The sequence below is a fragment of the Massilia sp. 05N420 genome (assembly GCF_056397205.1).
On record NZ_JBFTMX010000011.1, the window covers coordinates 46561 to 66290 of the forward strand.

General features: G+C 66.9%; 19 protein-coding genes. 4 read left to right on the forward strand and 15 right to left on the reverse strand.

Annotated elements, in window-relative coordinates; all coding sequences use genetic code 11:
* Positions 1-25: 25 nt before the first annotated feature.
* The 4 genes from AC1DIX_RS08775 to AC1DIX_RS08790 form a co-directional block, all read right to left on the reverse strand.
* A complete protein-coding gene (locus tag AC1DIX_RS08775) occupies positions 26-1222 on the reverse strand; it encodes a multidrug effflux MFS transporter (protein ID WP_477323615.1) in 1197 nt (398 codons plus the stop codon).
* Positions 1223-1265: 43 nt separating this feature from the next.
* Positions 1266-1949: a signal peptidase I gene (gene lepB / locus AC1DIX_RS08780; protein WP_477249574.1), complete on the reverse strand. Its 684-nt coding sequence runs from the start codon at positions 1947-1949 to the stop codon at positions 1266-1268.
* 114 nt (positions 1950-2063) lie between these two features.
* Positions 2064-2231, reverse strand: a complete 168-nt coding sequence (locus AC1DIX_RS08785; RefSeq protein ID WP_441934427.1) for a hypothetical protein — start codon at positions 2229-2231, stop codon at positions 2064-2066.
* On the reverse strand, positions 2228-3409 hold the full coding sequence (locus AC1DIX_RS08790) for a PepSY-associated TM helix domain-containing protein (RefSeq protein ID WP_477323617.1): 1182 nt from the start codon (positions 3407-3409) through the stop codon (positions 2228-2230). Before AC1DIX_RS08790 ends, AC1DIX_RS08785 begins: the two co-directional genes overlap by 4 nt.
* Before the next feature lie 117 nt (positions 3410-3526).
* Between AC1DIX_RS08790 and AC1DIX_RS08795 the strand changes: the two genes are divergently transcribed.
* Positions 3527-5740 carry a TonB-dependent receptor gene (locus AC1DIX_RS08795; RefSeq protein WP_477323619.1) on the forward strand — a complete coding sequence of 738 codons (2214 nt, stop codon included), beginning with the start codon at positions 3527-3529 and terminating at the stop codon, positions 5738-5740.
* A gap of 4 nt (positions 5741-5744) precedes the next feature.
* Here the strand turns inward: AC1DIX_RS08795 and AC1DIX_RS08800 are convergent, their stop codons facing one another.
* The 3 genes from AC1DIX_RS08800 to AC1DIX_RS08810 are packed head-to-tail and all read right to left on the reverse strand — an operon-like array spanning position 5745 to position 7957.
* Positions 5745-6563, reverse strand: a complete 819-nt coding sequence (locus AC1DIX_RS08800) for an SDR family oxidoreductase (RefSeq protein ID WP_477323621.1) — start codon at positions 6561-6563, stop codon at positions 5745-5747.
* Positions 6563-7483, reverse strand: coding sequence for an SPFH domain-containing protein (locus AC1DIX_RS08805; protein WP_441934420.1), 921 nt, complete (start codon positions 7481-7483; stop codon positions 6563-6565). Before AC1DIX_RS08805 ends, AC1DIX_RS08800 begins: the two co-directional genes overlap by 1 nt.
* Before the next feature lie 39 nt (positions 7484-7522).
* Complete coding sequence (locus AC1DIX_RS08810) at positions 7523-7957, reverse strand: NfeD family protein (RefSeq protein ID WP_477249564.1); 435 nt, start codon at positions 7955-7957, stop codon at positions 7523-7525.
* A 278-nt stretch (positions 7958-8235) separates the two neighbouring features.
* On the opposite strand from AC1DIX_RS08810, the gene AC1DIX_RS08815 reads away from it, so the two are divergent.
* Both AC1DIX_RS08815 and AC1DIX_RS08820 read left to right on the forward strand, forming a co-directional pair.
* Positions 8236-9414, forward strand: a complete 1179-nt coding sequence (locus AC1DIX_RS08815; protein WP_477323624.1) for a GGDEF domain-containing protein — start codon at positions 8236-8238, stop codon at positions 9412-9414.
* A gap of 24 nt (positions 9415-9438) precedes the next feature.
* Positions 9439-9771: a YnfA family protein gene (locus AC1DIX_RS08820; RefSeq protein WP_477323626.1), complete on the forward strand. Its 333-nt coding sequence runs from the start codon at positions 9439-9441 to the stop codon at positions 9769-9771.
* A 70-nt stretch (positions 9772-9841) separates the two neighbouring features.
* Here AC1DIX_RS08820 and ppsA read toward each other — a convergent pair whose 3' ends face one another.
* Positions 9842-12196, reverse strand: a complete 2355-nt coding sequence (gene ppsA, locus AC1DIX_RS08825) for a phosphoenolpyruvate synthase (RefSeq protein WP_477323707.1) — start codon at positions 12194-12196, stop codon at positions 9842-9844.
* 272 nt (positions 12197-12468) lie between these two features.
* Between ppsA and ppsR the strand changes: the two genes are divergently transcribed.
* Positions 12469-13317, forward strand: coding sequence for a posphoenolpyruvate synthetase regulatory kinase/phosphorylase PpsR (ppsR, locus tag AC1DIX_RS08830; RefSeq protein WP_441934412.1), 849 nt, complete (start codon positions 12469-12471; stop codon positions 13315-13317).
* Positions 13318-13375: 58 nt separating this feature from the next.
* Here ppsR and AC1DIX_RS08835 read toward each other — a convergent pair whose 3' ends face one another.
* From AC1DIX_RS08835 to lpxD, 7 genes are read right to left on the reverse strand one after another with little or no spacing between them, the layout of a single operon-like run.
* On the reverse strand, positions 13376-14578 hold the full coding sequence (locus AC1DIX_RS08835; protein WP_441934410.1) for an EAL domain-containing response regulator: 1203 nt from the start codon (positions 14576-14578) through the stop codon (positions 13376-13378).
* Between the two features lie 59 nt (positions 14579-14637).
* The gene (locus AC1DIX_RS08840) at positions 14638-15441 is read right to left on the reverse strand and encodes a TrmH family RNA methyltransferase (protein WP_477323628.1); all 804 of its coding nucleotides are present in this window, start codon (positions 15439-15441) and stop codon (positions 14638-14640) included.
* Positions 15438-16106: a ribonuclease HII gene (rnhB, locus tag AC1DIX_RS08845; protein ID WP_441934406.1), complete on the reverse strand. Its 669-nt coding sequence runs from the start codon at positions 16104-16106 to the stop codon at positions 15438-15440. The genes AC1DIX_RS08840 and rnhB overlap by 4 nt, the downstream gene beginning before the upstream one ends.
* Positions 16106-17287 carry a lipid-A-disaccharide synthase gene (gene lpxB, locus AC1DIX_RS08850; protein WP_477323630.1) on the reverse strand — a complete coding sequence of 394 codons (1182 nt, stop codon included), beginning with the start codon at positions 17285-17287 and terminating at the stop codon, positions 16106-16108. The genes rnhB and lpxB overlap by 1 nt, the downstream gene beginning before the upstream one ends.
* On the reverse strand, positions 17271-18062 hold the full coding sequence (gene lpxA / locus AC1DIX_RS08855; RefSeq protein ID WP_477323632.1) for an acyl-ACP--UDP-N-acetylglucosamine O-acyltransferase: 792 nt from the start codon (positions 18060-18062) through the stop codon (positions 17271-17273). Before lpxA ends, lpxB begins: the two co-directional genes overlap by 17 nt.
* Entirely contained in the window at positions 18062-18589 is a 528-nt protein-coding gene (fabZ, locus tag AC1DIX_RS08860; RefSeq protein WP_477323634.1) for a 3-hydroxyacyl-ACP dehydratase FabZ, read from the reverse strand. The genes lpxA and fabZ overlap by 1 nt, the downstream gene beginning before the upstream one ends.
* Positions 18586-19644, reverse strand: coding sequence for a UDP-3-O-(3-hydroxymyristoyl)glucosamine N-acyltransferase (gene lpxD, locus AC1DIX_RS08865; protein WP_477323636.1), 1059 nt, complete (start codon positions 19642-19644; stop codon positions 18586-18588). Before lpxD ends, fabZ begins: the two co-directional genes overlap by 4 nt.
* Positions 19645-19730: the final 86 nt, after the last annotated feature.

A 19730-nucleotide genomic window follows, 5' to 3' on the forward strand; every position in this document is an offset into this window, starting at 1 on the left:
TAGCGCCAGCGGCGGCGCCCGCACATCACTTTTGGGTATGCACGTCGCGCGCCGCCAGGCCCGCCAGGCGCGCCGCCGCGTAGCTGCCGGCCAGGCCCACCGTCACGCCGCAGGCCAGCTTGAAGGCGCTGCCGAACAGCAGCGGCGCGGCCAGTCCCGACACCAGCGCGAAGGACATCATCTGGATGAAGGCCAGCATCGAGGAGGCCAGGCCGCGGTTGTCCGGGAACAGGCTCAGCGCGCCCACCTGGATGGCCGGCATGGCCACCGCCAGGCCGAAGGTGTACACCATCAGCGGCAGCACGGCCCAGGGCACGGCGACGGCGGCGCCGGCCCAGGCGGTATAGCCGACGTTCAGCACGCAGGCAAGCAGCATCAGGCCGAAGCCGATCGCGCGCATCGTTGCCGGCGCATGGCTGCCGGCGCGCTTGCCGCCCCAGGCCGAACCGATCACCATGCCGCTGATCAGCGGGATGAACATCCAGGCGAAGGCGGTTTCGGGCAGGTGCAGGATCTCCATCACGAAGTTGGCCGCCGAGCCGATGTAGAGGGACAGGCCGCCAAAGGCCAGGCCCACCGACAGCGACAGCAGCAGGAACTGCGGATGGCCCAGCACCTTCAGGTAGTTGCGGGCGATGGCGACGCCATGGAAGGCGTGGCGCTTTTCGGGCGGCAGGCTTTCCGGCAGCAGGCGCCAGCACAGGACCAGCATCAGTGCGCCGAACAGCGCCAGGAACCAGAAGGTGGCGCGCCAGCCGAAGGTGACGTGCAGCCAGCCGCCCAGCACCGGCGCGATAGCCGGCGCCAGGCCGAACACCATCATGATGTGGGACATCATCTTCTGGGCCTGGGCACCGCTGAAACGGTCCTGGACGATGGCCTGGCCGATCACCGAGCCGGCGCCCGCCGACAGGCCCTGCAGCGCACGGAAAGCCAGCAGCCAGCCGAAGGTGGGCGCCAGCGCGGCGCCGACCGAGCCGAGGGTGTACATGACGAGCGCCACCATGATCACGGGACGGCGGCCGAAGGAATCGGACAGGGTCCCGTAGAACAGCATCATGAAGGCGAACGTGAACAGGAACACGCTCAGGGTCTGCTGCACGGCCACCGGACCGACGGCGAAGGCGCGCCCGATCGCGGGAATGGAGGGAAGATAGGTATCGATCGCCAGCGCGCCCACCATACCCAGGCAGGCCAGGATCACCGTCAACAGTCTTTGCATCTACATCGCCTTCGCTGAACCAAAGGCGAGATTGTAACGACAATCAGTTTACATGGTAGAGGGACATGCCAAAACGCTCGGTGCGCGGCATCCAGTTGCCCTGGTAGTCGGCCGACACCAGCACGCGCTCGGCGCGTCCGACCAGCAGCTTGCGCGGCACCAGGCCGATCATGCGCGAGTCGGCGCTGTTGTCGCGGTTATCGCCCAGCATCAGGTACTGGCCGTCCGGCACCCGCAGCGGGCCGAAGGTGCGCGGCGCAACCACGTCCGGGAGCACCTGGATGTGGCGGCGCCAGCCCTTGCCGCCTTCGATCGATTCGGACAGCTGCAGCGCGCGCAGGGTCGCGCCCTGGATCGAATCCAGCGACTCCGCCACCATGCCGTAGTCCGCGCCCTTGCCGTTGATGTAGAGGCGCTCGTTGCGCATTTCAACGGTGTCGCCGGGCAGCGCCACCAGGCGCTTGATCAGGAGGATACCGTCCTTCGGCGAACGGAAGGTGACGATGTCGCCGCGCGCCGGCTCGCCCATGCGCGCCAGCACCACGTCGGTGAGCGGCACCTTCAGATCGAAGGCCATGCGGTTCACCAGCACCACGTCGCCTTCCAACAGATTGGGGTGCATCGAGGCCGAGGGAATCGGATTCCAGTCCGCCACCGCCGAGCGGAACACGCCGAACAGGACCAGAAAGGCCAGGAAGCCTTTGTTGTTGCGGACGAAGTTCTTCACTGCGGGCTCCTTGGAATTGTTCTCATCCACCTTATACGATGGTTTGGCGGGAGTATGCTTAACAGAAAATTAAAGCGCAGGTATGCATGCCGCAGGGGGCACACCGTGCCCACCCTAGCGGGGTTTCCCGATATGCCACGCGCCCACCGCCACCGGTATCCCGAGGCAGATCACGGCCGCGACATCCCACCAGCCATCGCCCAGCAGTCCCGCCACCAGCCCGACCGCGGTCAGCACGCCGAGCAGGATCGGCATGCCCCACAAGGAACGGAAGGCGCTCATCGCGGCTCTACTTCGCGTGCCAGCGAAGGCTGTCCCGCCGCCCGTACGCGCGCCTCATCCCCAGCCTTCGCCTTGGCCGCGCGGCCCCGCCTGAGCCACAGGTACACGCCGCTGCCCAGCACGACGATGGTCGCCAGGTCGAGCAGCGCCCACAGGAATTTCATGCCGGCGCCGCCGTAGTCGCCGAAGTGCAGCGGCTGCGACAGCAGCAGGGTGCTCAGGTACCAGGGCAGCGTGCGCTGGTCCGTCACCTGGCCGGTACCGGCGTCGACCAGCACCGGCTTGTACAGCTTGGCGGTCAGGGCCTGGTCGCCGCGCATGTAGACGCCATAGTGATGCGCGCTGGCGAAGGGGGTGCCCGGGAAGGCGATGAAACCGACCTTCATGCCCGGCTGCAGCGCCTGGGCGCGCGCCACCGACTCTTCCATCGATGCCAGCGTCGCCGGCGGCGGCAAGCCTTCATAGGGCTTGACCATGGCCGCGATCTCGGTCGACTGCCAGACCTGCAGCAGCACGTCGGCCAGGGTGTTGACCACGCCGGTGACGCCCACCACCAGGGCCCACACCAGGGTCACGATGCCGAGCAGGTTGTGCAGGTCCAGCCATTTCAGGCGCGCCGTACGGCCGTGGCGGACCGCGCCGAATTCCAGCTTGCGCATGAAGGGCGCGTACAGCACCACGCCGGAGCCGATCGCAAGGACCAGCAACAGACCCATCAAGCCGAGGAAGAGCTTGCCCGGCACGCCGGCGAACAGGTCGACGTGCAGGTGGAACAGGAAGGCCATCACCGCCCCGCCCTCGATCGGCGGTTCGGCCACGTAGCGCGCGGTGCGGGCGTCGATCGCGATCGAGACGAAGTCCGGATCGTTCGCAAGCCTGCCCATGGTCAGGAACCACAGCGCCGGCTGGTCGGCCTCCTGCGACATATACATCATCACTTTGTCCGGATAGCGCGCCTTGCCGGCGGCGATCACGCTGTCCAGGTCGGCGCGCGGCGGATTCGCCTGCTGTTGCGCCGTCAGCGCCGGCGGCTCGACCTCGTTACCCAGCAGGCGGCCGATCTCGTGGTGGTAGATCAGCGGCAGGCCGGTCAGGCAAAGCAGCAGCATGAAGACGGTGCAGACCAGGCTGCTCCATTTGTGGATCCAGGACCAGCGGCGGAGGTTTGCGGGGGACATGAAGGACGGAGACGGTGGCGCGAGCTTGCGGATGAGGCTAAATAATAATAGTTCTCATTTACGAAATCAAGCGCGATGGATATAATGAGAATTATTCTCATCAAAAGCAAGAATGTCATGAAGAACCACGCACTCCCCCGCACCACCCTGACCCCGGCCGCTTTCGGCGCCCTGCTGCTGGCAAGCTCCATCGCCCACGCCCAGACCGCTCCCGCTTCCCGGGACGCGCAATCCGGCACCCAGCCCGGCATCGCCACCGTCGTCGTGAGCGCCTCGGCCGACGCATCGGCCCAGGGCCTGTCCGCGGCCTATGCCGGCGGCCAGGTGGCGCGCGGCGGGCGTCTCGGCCTGCTGGGCAATGCCGACATCATGGACACCCCCTTCAATGCCACCAACTACACCCAGGCCCTGATCCAGGACCAGCAGGCCCGCAGCGTGGCCGACGTGGTCCAGAACGATCCTTCGGTGCGGGTGGCGCGCGGCTTCGGCAACTTCCAGGAGCTGTACGTGATCCGCGGCTTTGCCGTGAACTCGGACGACATGGCGTACAACGGCCTGTACGGCCTGCTGCCGCGCCAGTTCGTCGCCTCCGAACTGCTGGAACGCGTCGAGATCCTGCGCGGCGCAAACAGCTTCGTCAACGGCGCGGCCCCGGGCGGCGGCGGCATCGGCGGCGCCGTCAACCTGGTGCCGAAACGCGCGCCGAACCACCCGCTCGACCAGGTGACACTGGGGGTGGAATCGGGCGGCCAGGTGCTTGGCGCCTTCGACGTCGCGCGCCGCTTCGGCGAAGGCGATCGCGCCGGCATCCGCGTGAACGCCGTGCGCCGCGACGGCGACACCGCCGTCGACCGCGAATCGCGCCAGCTGAACGTGCTGTCGGTGGGCATGGACTACCGCGGCAACAACTACCGCCTGTCGGCCGACGTCGGCTTCCAGGAACACATCCTCGACAACGCCCGTCCCAGCGTGACGGTCGGCGCCGGCCTGGCCGTGCCCGCCGCGCCGGAAGCCGGCCACAACTTCGCCCAGCCCTGGACCCGCTCCAACGAGCGCGACACCTTCGGCACCCTGCGCGGCGAGGTCGACCTGGCCCCGAACCTGACCGGCTGGGCCGCCTTCGGCGCCCGCAAGGGCAGCGAGTTCAACGCGCTGACCACGACCACCACCACCGACAACAACGGCGGTCTGAACATGGGCCGCTTCGACAACGTACGCGACGACCGCACCCGCACCGGCGAAGTCGGCGTGCGCGGCGAGCTGCGCACCGGTCCGGTCAGGCACACCATCAGCGCCAGCGCATCAGGCTTCGAGATGAAGTCCTTCAACGCCTACGGCATGAGCGACTTCGCCGGCTGGCCGACCAATCTGTATCGCCCGGTCGACGTGGCGGCGCCCTCGCCCACCTTCTTCACCGGCGGCTCGATGGACCATCCGCTGCTGACCCACAAGTCCATCCTCGGCAGCTACGCGATCGCCGACTCGATGGCCCTGCTGGACGACGCGCTGCGCATCACGGTCGGCCTGCGCCACCAGCGCATCAAGGACACCAGCTACGACTACACGAGCGGCCTGCAGAACGCCGCCTACGACGAAAGCGCCAACACCCCGGTCGCCGGCATCGTCTACAAGCCGATGAAGAATTTGTCGCTGTACGCGAACTATGCCGAGGCGCTGCAGCAGGGCCCGACCGCTTCCGGCTCCACCGTGGTGCCCATCAACCAGGGCCAGGTCTTCGCGCCCTACACCTCGCGCCAGAAGGAAATCGGCGTGAAGTACGACAGCGGCAAGCTGGGCATGACGGCAGCCGTCTTCACCACCGCCCAGCCGATGGCCTATGTCGAGAACCGCGTGTTCGGCATCTTCGGCGAGCAGCGCAACCGCGGCCTCGAGCTGTCCGTGTTCGGCATGCCGATGCACGGCCTGCGCGTGCTGGGCGGCCTGACCCTGCTGGACGCCGAACAGCGCCGCACCGCCGGCGCCGTCAACCAGGGCAAGGATGCGATCGGCGTCCCCGGGACCCAGCTGAACCTGGGCGCCGAATGGGACATCGCGCAGGTGCCGGGCCTGTCGCTGAACGCGCGCGCCGTCACCACCTCGAAGCAGTACGCGGACGCCGCCAACACCCAGCAGCTGCCGTCCTGGAGCCGCTTCGACCTGGGCGCGAACTACCTCACCCGCATCATGGACCGCGACGTCAGCTTCCGCGCCCGCATCGACAATGCCKTCGACCGCAACTACTGGGCCTCGGCGGGCGGCTATCCGGGCGCCGGCTACCTGGTGCTGGGCGCGCCGCGCACCGCGAGCGTGTCGGCCAGCGTCGATTTCTGATGGCTTAGAGCGGCTTGACCTCGTCCTTCAATGCCGCCAGCGCCATCTTCTCCACCAGGCCCGGCGCAAGAAGTTTGAGAAGCCGGCCAAGCTTGCCCTTGGCCGTCATCACGACTTCGCGCCGGCGCGCTTCCATGCCGTCGACGATCAGGCGCGCGCATTCCTGCACCGTCATCGCGCCCTCTTCGCGCAGGCCGCTGCTGCCCATCTCCTGGCCCAGGGCGTTGAAACCGCGGTAGCGGATCCGGGTATCGACCACGCCCGGATAGGCGATCGTGACCGAGACGCCGGCGCCCTTCAGCTCCGCGCGCAGGGCCTCGAAGAAGCCGGTCATCGCGAACTTGCTGGCGCTGTAGGCGGTGCGTCCCGGCACGCCGATCAGGCCGGCCAGCGAAGACACCGCGACGATCCGTCCGCGCGCCGCCTTCAGGTGCGGCAAGGCGGCCTGGGTGCACCACACGCTGCCCCACAGGTTGATGCGCATGAGCTCTTCGTACCAGCCGAGATCCGGCACTTCCTCGAACAAGGCATGGGCCGAGCGGCCGGCATTGTTGACCAGCACGTCGATGCGGCCAAAGCGCTGCACGGCCGTGTCGATCAGGCGCCGGCACTGGTCCGGGTCGGCGACGTCGGTGGGCACCGCAAGCGCCTGTGCGCCGAGGGCCGCGCACTGGCCTGCCACCTGCTCCAGCTTTTCGCGGTCGCGCGCGCCCAGCACCAGCGCCAAGGTTCGACCGCCCGCGGCACCGTCCCGCGCGGCCAGCCGGCGGGCGATCTCGGCGCCGATGCCGTCCGAGCCGCCGGTGACGACCACCACCCGCATTACTTTTGCACCTTGACGATCTGCAGGGCGCTCGCGATCAGGCCGCTCATCTCGCCCAGATTCGCCGGCACGATGATGGAGTTGTTGGTCTTGGCCAGGTTGCCGAAGGCGTGGACATACTCTTCGGCCACGCGCAGGTTGACGGCGTCGACGCCGCCCGGGCTGCGGATCGCATCGCCCACCTGGCGCAGCGCGGTCGCGCTGGCGTCGGCCAGCGCCACGATGGCGGCCGCCTCGCCCTGGGCGCGGTTGATGGCGGCCTGCTTCTCGCCTTCGGACCGGGCGATGGCGGCCTCGCGCTCGCCGCTGGCGATGTTGATCGCTTCCTGGCGGCGGCCCTCGGAGGCCGCGATCAGGGCGCGCTTCTCGCGCTCGGCGGTGATCTGGCGCTGCATCGAGTGCAGGATCTCGGCCGGCGGCGTCAGGTCCTTGATCTCGTAGCGCAGCACCTTCACGCCCCAGTTGGCGGCCGACTCGTCGATCGCGTTGACGATGGTCGTGTTGATGTGGTCGCGCTCCTCGAAGGTCTTGTCCAGCTCCATCCGTCCGATCACGGAACGCAGCGTGGTCTGGGCCAGCTGGGTGATGGCCTGGATGTAGTTCGAGGCGCCGTAGGAAGCGCGCATGGCGTCGGTCACCTGGAAGTACAGGATGCCGTCCACCTGCAGCTGGGTATTGTCCTTGGTGATGCAGACCTGGGGCGGCACGTCGAGCGGAATCTCCTTCAGGCTGTGCTTGTAGGCGATGCGGTCGACAAAGGGCACGACGATGTTCAGTCCGGGCGCGAGCGTGGCGTGGTACTTGCCGAGCCGCTCGACCACCCAGGCGTGCTGCTGGGGCACCACGTTGATGGTCTTGAACACGAAGACCAGCGCGATGACGAAGATCACCAGTGCCACCGTACCGAATGAAAATTCCATGAGCATCCCTTATAGATGAGTTGTAATCTTAAGCAAATCTTATGAATGCGAAACCGCATTCGACACCACCAGCCGGCTGCCCTGCACCTCGACGATGCGGTACTCCCCGGCCTGCGGCGTGGCGCCCTGGCCAAGCTCGACGTCCCACAGCGCGCCGCGGTACATCACGCGGGCGCGGCCGTTGTCCCAGCCCGGCACCGTCACGCGCTGGCCGATGTCGAGGTTGACGTTGCGGTCGCGCGCGGCGTCGTGCCTGGCCGGCCGGCCGAAGCGCGAACGGTGCAGCAGCGCGGTCGCCAGCACGCCGACCCCGGCCGCCGCGATGGTCTGCACGGGACCGCCGGCGCCAAGCAGGGCCACCAGCCCGCCGATCGCCAGTCCGATGGCGATCATCAAGAGATAAAACGTCCCGGTGAACAGCTCCAGGATCACGAGCACGCCGGCGGCGACGAGCCAGCCCATCCACTCAGCCATGGTTTCCTCCTTCTCTTCCCACTTGCCTGAAAAAGTCGAAAACCCCCGTCTCCCGGCTTGGGTGACGAGGGTTCGCTAGGTCTTTTGCGGTTTCGATGATGACTTGAATAGACAATTCATTATCCCTAGTCTATCGCGTCTGTACGAGGAGTCAACGTTATAGTTGCTTCTGCACCATTTTGGGGACGAAAATTGATATGCAAAGGGGGTTTGATGTCAATTTTTCGTCAATTTTTGATACCATACGGAAATCTATCCTTCCCTTGCCCTACCCCTCCATGTTGACCGTCGTAAGCCTTCTGCTGGTAACGATGGCGCTTTCCGCCGTCATGCTGCTCGTGCTGTTTTCGCTGCGCGACAGCGGCGCGCTCGGTATTCGCGAGTGGTGCGCGGGTAACGCCCTGGCGGTGCTGTCGCTTCCGCTGTTCGCGGCACGCGGAATCGTCCCTGCATTCCTGACGATCGAAGTCGCGAACGCCTTGCTGCTCGGCACCGCAGTCATGCTCATGGCCGGATTCCGGCGCCACCTGGGCCTGGAGATTCCGTGGTTGCGCCTGGGCGGGTTCGTGGCGCTGGGCCTGTTTCTCATTGTCGCCCTCCACCATGGTATCGACACGCTGCCGGGACGCGTAATTTCGATGTCGCTCCTGCACAGCGCGTTGCAGCTCGAGCTGGCCATGCTGCTGCGTGAGGCGCTCAAAAGATCGGCGCGGCGCTATCCGATCCTGTTCACGATGTACGCTGCGCTGGCGAATGCCGCCGTACAGCTGGTGCGCGCGCTCGTGTATGGCGTCCAGCTGGCCGGCGTTGTCCTGCCGTGGAATGAAGTCGCGGTCGGCATGGTGTTCTTCGCGGCCGGGGCGCTTGCCCTGCCGGGCTTGACACTTGGCGCCGTCATGATGGCGAACGCCGACCTGATCGCGCGTGCCCAGCACGCGGCCAACCACGACCACCTGACCGGCGCGCACTCGCGCCGCGCCTTCTTCGCGGTGGCCGAGCGCGAGCTGGCGCGCGCCCAGCGCCGCAGCAGCCCGCTGTCGCTGCTGCTGTTCGACGTCGATTACTTCAAGCGCATCAACGACACCCACGGTCACGCCACCGGCGACCAGGTGCTGGCCGACATCGTCGAGCGCACCGGCGCGGTGGTACGCAGCATCGACACCGTCGCCCGCCTCGGCGGCGAAGAGTTCGCGGTGCTGCTGCCCGATACCGCCGCCGAGACCGCCCTGCTGGTGGCCGAGCGCCTGCGCCGCGGCCTCGACCGCACGCCGGGCGAGGACGACCACATCGGCGTCGGCTACACGGTCAGCATCGGCGCCGCCACCCTGCATCCGGGCGAGAGCATCGATGCCATGCTGTCGCGCGCCGACGCCGCCCTCTACGCGGCCAAGGCCGGCGGCCGCAACGCGGTGGTCGATGCCCGCGCCGTGCCCGCGAAAATCGCATTGCCCGTTTAGCCAGTTCAGCCTGACACGACCGACATGCTCCTCGCCGCCAAATACGCAGCCCTGTTCGCACTGACGGCGCTGGCCGAAATCCTCGGCTGCTACCTGCCCTGGCTGGTGCTGAAGGCCGGCAGGAGCGCCTGGCTGCTGCTGCCGGCCTGCGTCTCGCTGGCGCTGTTCGCCTGGCTGCTCACCCTGCACCCGAGCGCCGCCGGCCGCACCTATGCGGCCTACGGCGGCATGTATATCGCCGTCGCCCTGCTGTGGCTGCGCTTCGTGGACGGGATCGCGCTGACCCGCTTCGACCTGGTCGGTGCCGGCCTGGCGCTGGCGGGGATGGCGGTGATTGCGTTTCAGCCGCAGGGCTGACCCGCGCCTCCAATGAAAAACCCCCGCCGTTGTGCAACAAGGGCGGGGGTTCTGGCGAACGCTAACTTGCTTACATCGCCGCCAGCTTCTTCCAGGTATCGATCACCGAGTCAGGGTTCAGCGACATCGACTCGATGCCCTGTTCCACCAGCCACTGCGCGAAGTCCGGGTTGTCCGAAGGACCCTGGCCGCAGATGCCGATGTACTTGCCCTGCGCGCGGCAGGCCTTGATGGCCAGCGAGAGCATGGCTTTCACGGCGGGGTCGCGCTCGTCGAAGTCCTTGGCCAGCAGCTCCATGCCGGAGTCGCGGTCCAGGCCCAGGGTCAGCTGGGTCAGGTCGTTGGAACCGATCGAGAAGCCGTCGAAGTACTGCAGGAACTGCTCGGCCAGGATGGCGTTCGACGGGACTTCGCACATCATGATCAGGCGCAAACCGTTTTCGCCGCGCTTCAGACCGTACCTGGCCAGCAGCTCGACCACCTTCTCGGCCTGGCCGAGGGTGCGCACGAAGGGGATCATGATCTCGACGTTGGTCAGGCCCATTTCTTCGCGCACGCGCTTCATGGCCATGCATTCCATCTCGAAGGACTCGGCGAAGTCCGCGGCCAGGTAGCGCGCCGCGCCGCGGAAGCCCAGCATCGGGTTCTCTTCGTCCGGCTCGTAGCGCGAGCCGCCGATCAGCTTCTTGTACTCGTTCGACTTGAAGTCGGACAGGCGCACGATGACGGGCTTCGGCCAGAAGGCGGCGGCGATGGTCGCCACGCCTTCGGCCAGCTTGTCGACGTAGAAGGCTTTCGGCGAGGCGTGGCCGCGGGCGACCGACTCGACGGCCTTCTTCAGGTCGGCGTCGATGTTCGGGTACTCGAGGATGGCCTTCGGGTGCACGCCGATGTTGTTGTTGATGATGAACTCGAGGCGGGCCAGGCCGACGCCGCCGTTCGGCACCGACTGGAAGTCGAAGGCCAGCTGCGGGTTGCCGACGTTGAGCATGATCTTGGTCTTCAGCGGCGGCAGTTCGCCGCGCACTTCTTCCGACACCTCGGTCTCCAGCAGGCCGTCGTAGATCCGGCCTTCGTCGCCTTCGGCGCAGGAGACGGTGACGAAGGTGCCGTCCTTCAGCACTTCGGTGGCGTCGCCGCAGCCGACCACCGCCGGCACGCCCAGCTCACGCGCGATGATCGCCGCGTGGCAGGTGCGGCCGCCGCGGTTGGTGACGATCGCCGAGGCGCGCTTCATGACCGGTTCCCAGTTCGGGTCGGTCATGTCGGCCACCAGCACGTCGCCCGGCTGCACGCGTTCCATCTCGGACGGATCGCTGATCACGCGCACCGGACCGGCGCCGATCTTCTGGCCGATCGCACGGCCCGAGGCCAGCACGGTGCCGGTGCCCTTCAGCTTGAAGCGCTGCTGGGCGTCGCCGGCCTTCTGCTGCGACTTCACGGTTTCCGGACGCGCCTGCAGGATGTACAGCTTGCCGTCGCGGCCGTCCTTGCCCCACTCGATGTCCATCGGGCGGCCGTAGTGCTTCTCGATGATGACGGCGTACTTGGCCAGCTCGACGACTTCCTCGTCGTTCAGCGAGTAGCGGTTGCGCAGCTCGACCGGCACGTCGACGGTCTGCACCGAGCGGCCCGCCTTGGCTTCCTTGGTGAACTCCATCTTGATCAGCTTCGAGCCGATGTTGCGGCGGATGACCGGCTTCTTGCCCAGCTCGAGCATCGGCTTGTGCACGTAGTACTCGTCCGGGTTGACGGCGCCCTGCACCACGGTCTCGCCCAGGCCGTAGCTGGAGGTGATGAAGACCACGTCCTTGAAGCCCGACTCGGTGTCGATGGTGAACATGACGCCGGCCGCGCCGGTGTCGGAACGGACCATGCGCTGCACGCCGGCCGACAGCGCGACCTCGGCGTGGGTGAAGCCCTTGTGCACGCGGTAGGAGATCGCGCGGTCGTTGTACAGCGAGGCGAACACGTGCTTCATGGCTTCCAGCACGTTGTCGATGCCGACCACGTTCAGGAAGGTCTCCTGCTGGCCGGCGAAGGAGGCGTCCGGCAGGTCTTCGGCGGTGGCCGAGGAGCGCACCGCGAACGAGACCTCGGTGTCCGAATCGGCCACCAGGCGGTCGTAGAAGGCGTGGATCTCCTGCTCCAGGCGCGGCTGGAACGGGGTCTCGACGATCCACTGGCGGATCTCGGCGCCGGCCGCGGCCAGGGCGCGCACGTCGTCGACGTCCAGGCTTTCCAGGCGCTGCGCGATGCGCTGGCCCAGCGAAGGACCGCCATCGGCGCTGTGGCGCAGGAAGTCGCGGAAGGCGTCGGCCGTGGTGGCAAAGCCGCCCGGCACGCGCACGCCGGCTTCGGCCAGCTGGCTGATCATCTCGCCCAGCGAGGCGTTCTTGCCGCCGACCGACTCGACGTCGGTCATGCGCAGGTTTTCGAAGGAAGCGACGTAGACGCTTTCACCCGACGCCGCGGGGTCAAGTGTCTTCAATGCTGCAGTAGACAGGTTAGTCATGATGAAACACCTTTTTTGATGATGGAAATCTTTCGCTGGCGGTGCCGGGCGGCGGTGTTTTCTTGTTATTCTTCGCGCCGTGCAGCACAATCCAAAAACCGTTGCCGAGCATTTTACCGCGCGCCGGCCTGATTCACAGTGCGCCGGCTGCAACTTTGTCATCATCTTAGCAAACAGGCACCATGACCTCTTTGACCACCCCCACCACCCCGAGCGGCGCGCGCACCGTGTTCTTCGTGTCCGATGGCACCGGCATCACGGCCGAAACCTTCGGCCACGCGGTGCTGAGCCAGTTCGAAATGCGCTTCCGCCAGATCCGCCTGCCCTTCATCGATACCATCGAGAAAGCGTATGAGGCGGCGCGCCGGATCAACGAGGTCGCGCTATCGGACAACCAGCGTCCGATCGTGTTCTCGACCCTCGTGAAGCACGATCTCTCGGCCGTGATCCGCGCTGCCCAGGGCATGCACATGGACCTGTTCCAGACCTTCGTCGCGCCGCTGGAACAGGAATTGGGCGTGAAGTCGACCCACACCATCGGCCGCATCCACAACGTGGTCGACAGCGAGGAATACAAGAGCCGCATCGAGGCCATCAACTTCTCGCTGGCCCATGACGACGGCCAGTCGCACAAGAACCTGGCGGATGCGGACGTGATCCTGGTCGGCGTCTCGCGCTCGGGCAAGACCCCGACCAGCCTGTACCTGGCGATGCAGTACGGGATCAAGGCCGCCAACTATCCGCTGATCCCGGACGATTTCGAACGCGGCCGCCTGCCCTCGGCACTGCCGCCCTTCAAGCACAAGCTGTTCGGATTGACGATCACGCCGGAGCGCCTGGCCGAGATCCGCAACGAGCGGCGGGCCGGCAGCAAATACGCGTCGCTCGAGAATTGCCGCTATGAGGTGAACGAGGCCGAGACCCTGATGCAGCGCGAGGGAATCCGCTGGCTGTCGTCGACCACCAAGTCGATCGAAGAGATTTCGACGACCATACTCCAGGAGATCAAGCCGGATCGTCGGGAGTACTAGGCGGCGGAGGGGTCAGAGTCCGGTTTTCGCGTGTGGGCTCCGACCCCTCGGCCAACGCTTAGAAAAAGTGCCGCCAGTCTTCCAGCCAACCCGGGAAGGCGCCCGCCTCCATCGGATTGGCAATATGGTAGCCCTGCGCATACGTGCATCCCAGCCCCTGCAGGAAGTCCCAGTCCTGGCGCGTCTCCACGCCCACCGCCACCGACATGCGGTCCAGGCTGTGCGCGAGTCCCAGGCAGGATTTCAGCACGGTGCCCAGCGGGCGCTTCTTCGATGCGCCGTCGACGAAGGAGCGGTCGATCTTCAGTTCCGAGAACGGGATCCGCGCCAGCAGCTGCAGGTTGGAGCGTCCGGTGCCGTAGTCGTCGATCGCCAGGCCGAACCCCATCATGCGCAGGCGCACCAGGCGTTCGATGAAGTCGACGTCGAATTTCAGGATCGACGATTCCGTCATCTCGAAGGTGAGATAGTCCGGCATCACGCCGTGGCGCTTCATGCAGGACGACACCTGGCGGATGAAGTTCGGATGCGCCAGGGTCTCGGGCGCCAGGTTCAGCGAGATCGAGATCGGGATGCCCTGGTCGTGGTACTGGCGGCAGCGCTCGACCGACAGCTCGATCATGGTCCAGTCGAGGAAGTCGACGCGGTTGTTCTGTTCCAGCGCGTCGATGAAGGCGCCCGGACCCAGCACGCCGTGCTCGGGATGGCGCCAGCGCGCGAAGGTCTCGAGGCCCTTGACCTGGCCGGTGGCCAGCTCGATCTTGGGCTGGAAGAAGGGTTCGAACTGGCGCTGCTGCAGGCCGGCGCCGACTTCGGCGAAGCTGAACGCCGGCGTCCTGGCCACCGCGCGCGGCCGCGCCGCGGGCTGGAGATTGTCCAGCAGGGTCTTGAGCTTGGCGCTGGAGACCGGCTTGGCGATGGTGCCCAGCAGCTCGACGCCGTAGGCCTGGGCCAGGGTCTCGACCGAGAACAGCACGCTGGCCGGCTGGGCGCCGACCACGATCAGGCGAACGCTCGACTTCAGCGCGGCGATCGCGCGCAGCAGTTCGAGGCCGTCCATGCCGCCCAGGGCCAGGTCGATGACGGCGACGTCGACTTTCGGCGTGAAGCCGGCCTGCAGGGTGCGCAGCGCGGTGGGGCCGTCGGGGACGTCGGTGACGCGGCTCGCGCCCAGCTGGCCGAGCGCCTCGATCAGCGCGCGGCGCTGCACCGGTTCGGCTTCCGCCACCAGGAAATGTAGGTTCTGTAAAGCTGACTGCATTGTGTCCATTTCGACTCCGCTTGCCCAGCCCCAAGGGTACATGGCGCAGGCGGTGCCGTCTATGCCCGGCGCTGCGGCTGTTGCCTGGTTTGCCGTAATTGCTCGAAAAAGCACACCGCCGCGCAGGCCGCCACGTTCAGCGACTCCACCTGGCCGGCGTGCGGCACGGCGACGCGCCGGCTGGCGAGGTCCAGCAGCTCCTGCGACACGCCCTGCCCCTCATGGCCGAGGATCCAGGCCACCGGCCCGGCCAGCTCGACGTCGTACAGGCAGTCGGCGGCATAGCCGCTGGTCGCCAGCACCGGCACTTGCGCCTTGCGCACCACAGGCGCGAGCTCCACGTTCTCGAAGATCTCCAGCACGAAGTGGGCGCCCATTGCGGCGCGCAGCACCTTCGGCGACCAGCAGAAGGCGGTGCCGGGGCTGCACCATACCTGCCGTATGCCGGCGGCGCCGGCGCTGCGCAGGATGGAGCCGACGTTGCCGGGGTCCTGGACGCCGTCCAGCAGCACCGCCGATTCGCCCAGCACATCGGGCACCCGCGGCGCTGGGGTCTCGACCACGAACACCAGATTGACGCCGTGTTCGACCTGGCTGATGGCGCCGAACAGGGCGTCCGGCAGCGCGGTGACGAAGCCGCGATCGGCCTCGACGCGGGCGACGATCGCCGCCACCTCCGGATTCGACAGCGCATCCTCGGACACCACGCAATGCGCAGGCAGGCCCTTGAGGTCGAGCCAGGCCTGGCACAGGTGGACGCCGTCCAGCAGCGAGCGGCCGGCCTTGCGGCGCGCCTGCGAGCTGGTGGCGAGCTGCTTGAGGTCCTTGTAGAAGGGGTTGTCGCGCGAACTGACGGTCTTCATGCCGGATCGACCTCGAAATGCGCCAGCAGGTCGGCCTGCAGCAGCGCGCGCACCGGCGCGAAGGAGCGGCGGTGCACCGGGCATGGCCCATGTTGGCGCAGGCGCTCCAGATGCAGGGCGGTCGAATAGCCCTTGTGCTGGTCGAAGGCGTACTGCGGCCAGGTTTCGTGCAGGGCCACCAGGGCGGCGTCGCGCGCGGTCTTGGCCAGGATCGAGGCGGCCGAGATGGCGTGCACTTTGTCGTCGCCCTCGACCACGGCGTGGGCGCGGATCGCCTCGGGCAGCTGCGGGCAGCGGTTGCCGTCGATGAGGGCGATGGTCGGCAGGGTTCCCAGCTGCTCGACCGCGCGGCGCATCGCCAGCATGGTCGCCTGCAGGATGTTCAGGGTGTCGATTTCAATGTGCGAGCACTCGGCGATGGCCCAGGCCAGCGCCTGTTCGCGGATGATGGGCGCCAGCTCGTCGCGGCGCGCCTCGGTCAGCTTCTTGGAATCGCGCAGGCCCTCGATCGGCCGCCTGGGGTCGAGGATGACGGCGGCGGCGAACACCGGGCCGGCCAGCGGGCCGCGGCCGGCCTCGTCCACGCCGCAGACGACGTCGGAAATGGTGAAGGGACGGCCCCTGGCGGGCAGTCCCGGATAGAAATCGAACTTCTTCTTGCTCATTATCCTTGTCCTATGACCTCGAGCACCGCCTGGGCGCTGGCCTCGGCGCTGTTGCGCAGCAGGCTGTGGTGCATGTCGAGGAAGCGCTGCTGCAGGCGCCGGCGATTCGCCTCGTCCGTCAGCTGGAACCAGACCGCGTCCGCCAGGGCTTGCGGCGTGGCCGCGTGCTGCAGGAATTCCGGCACCACGAACTCGCGCGCCAGGATGTTTGGCAGCCCGATCCACGGCAGGTAGCCCATGTTCCGGATCAGCAGCCACTCGGCCTGCACCACCTTGTAGGCGATCGCCATCGGCTTCTTGAACAGCGCCACTTCCAGCGTCGCCGTGCCGGAGGCCGCCAGCACCGCGTCCGCCGCCGCGATGGCCGCGTGCGACTGGCCGTCGATCAGCTCGAGCACGCCGGAGCCAATCAGATCCTGCAGCCCGGCCTTCGCCATCATCTGCATAAAATACGCCTTCTGGCGCCCGCCCGCCATCGGCGCGATGAAACGGATGCTCCTGTCGCGCCGGGCCAGCAGTTGCACGGCGCCCGCGAAAGGTCCGGTCAGGTACTTGATCTCGGACATGCGGCTGCCCGGCATCACGGTCACGACCCTGGCGTCTTCCGGGATGCCGAGCTGGCGCCTGGCCGCCGCCACGTCGGGCTGCAGCGGGATCTGTTCGGCCAGCGGGTGGCCGATATAGGTCGCCGGCACGCCGGCCTTGCGGTAGATCTCTTCTTCGAAGGGGAAGATCAGCAGCATGTGCGAGACCGCGCGCTGGATCTTCTTGATCCGCCCTCCCCGCCAAGCCCAGATCTGCGGCCCGACGAAGTGCAGGGTCGGGATGCCGCTCGCCCGCAGCTGCTCTTCCAGGCCCAGGTTGAAGCCGGGGTAGTCGGCGCCGATGAAGGCGGCCGGCCGCTCCTCGATCAAGCGGTCGCGCAGGCGGTTCTGGATGCCCTTCAGTTCGCGGTAGCGCATCAGCACCGGCAGCAGGCCGCGTACCGTGAGCGTGTCCATCGGCACGTCGGATACCAGGCCCTGCTCCAGCATGCGCGGGCCGCCGATGCCCGAGTAGCGGACCTCGGGCAGATGCGGCCTGAGGCCGGCCATCAGGCGCGCCGCCAGCATGTCGCCGGAGACCTCGCCCGCCACCAGCGCCAGATGAACAGGCGCGGTCAAATCAGCGGACGATGCCACGGGTGGTGGCGCCGAGGAAGTCGAGCATGGCCTGGATCTGCGCCACGCCCTCGCCGCCCTCGGCCGCCTCTTCCGTCATTTGCGCCTTCGCTTCTTCCAGCGTCTTGCCGCTGCGGTAGATGGTCTTGTACGCGGCGCGGATCGCGTTGATCTGCTCGCGCGTGAAACCGCGGCGCTTCAGGCCTTCGATGTTGACGCCGTGGGCCTCGGCCGGATTGCCCGAGACCAGCACGTACGGCGGCACGTCCTGGGTCAGGCTGGTGTACATGCCGATGAAGGCATGGGCGCCGATCTTGCAGAACTGGTGGACGCCGCAGTAGCCCGACAGGATCGCCCAGTCGCCCACGTGGACGTGGCCGGCCAGCTGGGCGTTGTTCGAGAAGATCGTGTTGCTGCCGACCTGGCAGTCGTGCGCCAGGTGGACGTAGGCCGAGATCCAGTTGTCGTCGCCGAGGCGGGTCACGCCGGCATCCTGCGCGGTGCCCAGGTTGAAGGTGACGAATTCGCGGATGGTATTGCGGTCGCCGACTTCGAGGCGGGTCGGCTCGCCGGCCCACTTCTTGTCCTGCGGCGCCGCGCCCAGCGAGGCGAACTGGAAGATCCGGTTGTCCTTGCCGATCGTCGTGTGGCCTTCGATGACCACGTGCGGTCCGACCACGGTGCCGGAACCGATGCGCACATGCGGGCCGACGATCGAGTACGGGCCGACCTCGACCGAGCTGTCCAGCTCCGCCTTCGGATCGACGATCGCGGTCGGGTGAATCCGGCCGCTCATTACTGCCCCGCTGCCGCTTGGGGGTTAGCCGAACCGGCCGCCGATTYGTTGGCGCGGATCGTGCACATGAGTTCCGCCTCGACGGCGACCTTGCCGTCGACGCTAGCCTGCGCCTTGTACTTCCAGATGCCGCGCGAGCTGCGCAGGATCTCGACGTCCATCCTGAGCTGGTCGCCGGGGCCGACCGGGCGCTTGAAGCGGCAGTTGTCGATGCCGACGAAGTAGACCACCGAGTTCTCGTCCGGCTTCACGCCCATGGTCATGAAGGACAGGATGGCGGCGGTCTGTGCCAGCGCCTCGACCATCAGCACGCCCGGCATCACCGGCTGGTGCGGGAAGTGGCCGTTGAAGAATTCCTCGTTCACCGTGACGTTCTTGATCGCGGTGATGGTCTTGCCCAGCTCATAATCGACCACGCGGTCGACCAGCAGCAGCGGATAGCGGTGCGGCAGGTATTCCTTGATCTGGGTGATACCAAGAGTTTTGGATGCGAGGGTCTTGGCGCCTTGGTTTTGTTCGGTCGTCATTTTTGTTCTGCGTTGTCAGTCAGGGTTTTGATTTGCTTTTCCAGCGTGCGGATCTTCTCGCGCATCGAGGACAGGTTGCGCACGATGGCGGCGCTGCGCTCCCACTCGGAATTCTTGGCCAGCGGGTAGAAGCCGGTGTACTGCCCCGGCTCCAGCACCGAGCGCGAGACCATGCTGCCCGAGGAGATATGGACATTGTCCACGATTTCCAGGTGGCCGAGCACCATGGCGGCGCCGCCGAAGGTGCAATTCTTGCCGATCTTCGCGCTGCCCGCCACGCCCACGCAGCCGGCCATGGCCGTGTTGGCGCCGATATGGCAGTTGTGGCCGATCTGGATCTGGTTGTCGAGCTTGACCCCATCCTCGATGATGGTGTCGGCCATGGCGCCGCGGTCGATGGTAGTGTTGGCGCCGACGTCGACGTCGTCGCCCAGGATCACGCGGCCGGTCTGCGGGATCTTGATGTAGACGCCGTTCTCCTTGGCGAAGCCGAAGCCGTCGGTGCCGATCACCGCGCCCGAGTGCAGGATGCCGCGCTTACCGATTTTACAGTGCGCGTGGAAGCTCACGTTGGCGAACAGGTGGGTGCCCTCGCCGATCTCCGCCTCGCGGCCGATGAAGCAGCCTGCGTCGATCACCGCGCCGGCCGCGATCCGGGCGCCCGCCTCGACCGTCACCTGCGGGCCGATATGGGCCGTCGGGTCGATCTGCGCGCTCTCGTGCACGCTGGCCGTCGGATGGACCCCGCAGGGGGGCGGCACTTCTTCCAGCGCGGCGAAGTACTGCGCGGCGCGGGCAAAGTAGGCATAGGGGTTGGTGGTGACGATGCGCGCGCCTTCGTAGGTGGCGGCGACGGTGGCGTCGTCCAGCGGGGCGACGATCAGTGCCGCCGCCCGGCTTTGCGCCGCCAGTGCGCGCAGTTTGCTGTTGCTTAGAAAGCTGATGTGCGAAGCGTCGGCGCTGTCGAGGGGTGCGATGCCCCGAACCTCGAGGTTCGGGTCTCCCACCAGCTGTCCGCCGAAGCGTTCGACCAATTCACCCAGTCGAGTGCCCATCTGGTCGTTCCGTAAAAATGGTGAAGTCAATCTTGATAATGATACGCCGGCCGGGCGCATCCGTCCGGCCGGCGTTCGTCTTGTGC

What these genes read in the sequence shown, in the direction of transcription:
- AC1DIX_RS08820 (WP_477323626.1), top strand. Translation starts at nt 9,439, where the DNA reads ATGCTCCTCGCCGCCAAATACGCAGCCCTGTTCGCACTGACGGCGCTG.
- AC1DIX_RS08840 (WP_477323628.1), bottom strand. Translation starts at nt 15,441, where the DNA reads ATGAAGACCGTCAGTTCGCGCGACAACCCCTTCTACAAGGACCTCAAG.
- AC1DIX_RS08805 (WP_441934420.1), bottom strand. Translation starts at nt 7,483, where the DNA reads ATGGAATTTTCATTCGGTACGGTGGCACTGGTGATCTTCGTCATCGCG.
- AC1DIX_RS08785 (WP_441934427.1), bottom strand. Translation starts at nt 2,231, where the DNA reads ATGAGCGCCTTCCGTTCCTTGTGGGGCATGCCGATCCTGCTCGGCGTG.
- lpxA (WP_477323632.1), bottom strand. Translation starts at nt 18,062, where the DNA reads ATGAGCGGCCGGATTCACCCGACCGCGATCGTCGATCCGAAGGCGGAG.
- AC1DIX_RS08810 (WP_477249564.1), bottom strand. Translation starts at nt 7,957, where the DNA reads ATGGCTGAGTGGATGGGCTGGCTCGTCGCCGCCGGCGTGCTCGTGATC.
- AC1DIX_RS08835 (WP_441934410.1), bottom strand. Translation starts at nt 14,578, where the DNA reads ATGCAGTCAGCTTTACAGAACCTACATTTCCTGGTGGCGGAAGCCGAA.
- rnhB (WP_441934406.1), bottom strand. Translation starts at nt 16,106, where the DNA reads ATGAGCAAGAAGAAGTTCGATTTCTATCCGGGACTGCCCGCCAGGGGC.
- AC1DIX_RS08800 (WP_477323621.1), bottom strand. Translation starts at nt 6,563, where the DNA reads ATGCGGGTGGTGGTCGTCACCGGCGGCTCGGACGGCATCGGCGCCGAG.
- AC1DIX_RS08815 (WP_477323624.1), top strand. Translation starts at nt 8,236, where the DNA reads ATGTTGACCGTCGTAAGCCTTCTGCTGGTAACGATGGCGCTTTCCGCC.
- ppsA (WP_477323707.1), bottom strand. Translation starts at nt 12,196, where the DNA reads ATGACCGACGTCGAGTCGGTCGGCGGCAAGAACGCCTCGCTGGGCGAG.
- ppsR (WP_441934412.1), top strand. Translation starts at nt 12,469, where the DNA reads ATGACCTCTTTGACCACCCCCACCACCCCGAGCGGCGCGCGCACCGTG.
- lpxD (WP_477323636.1), bottom strand. Translation starts at nt 19,644, where the DNA reads ATGGGCACTCGACTGGGTGAATTGGTCGAACGCTTCGGCGGACAGCTG.
- AC1DIX_RS08775 (WP_477323615.1), bottom strand. Translation starts at nt 1,222, where the DNA reads ATGCAAAGACTGTTGACGGTGATCCTGGCCTGCCTGGGTATGGTGGGC.
- AC1DIX_RS08790 (WP_477323617.1), bottom strand. Translation starts at nt 3,409, where the DNA reads ATGTCCCCCGCAAACCTCCGCCGCTGGTCCTGGATCCACAAATGGAGC.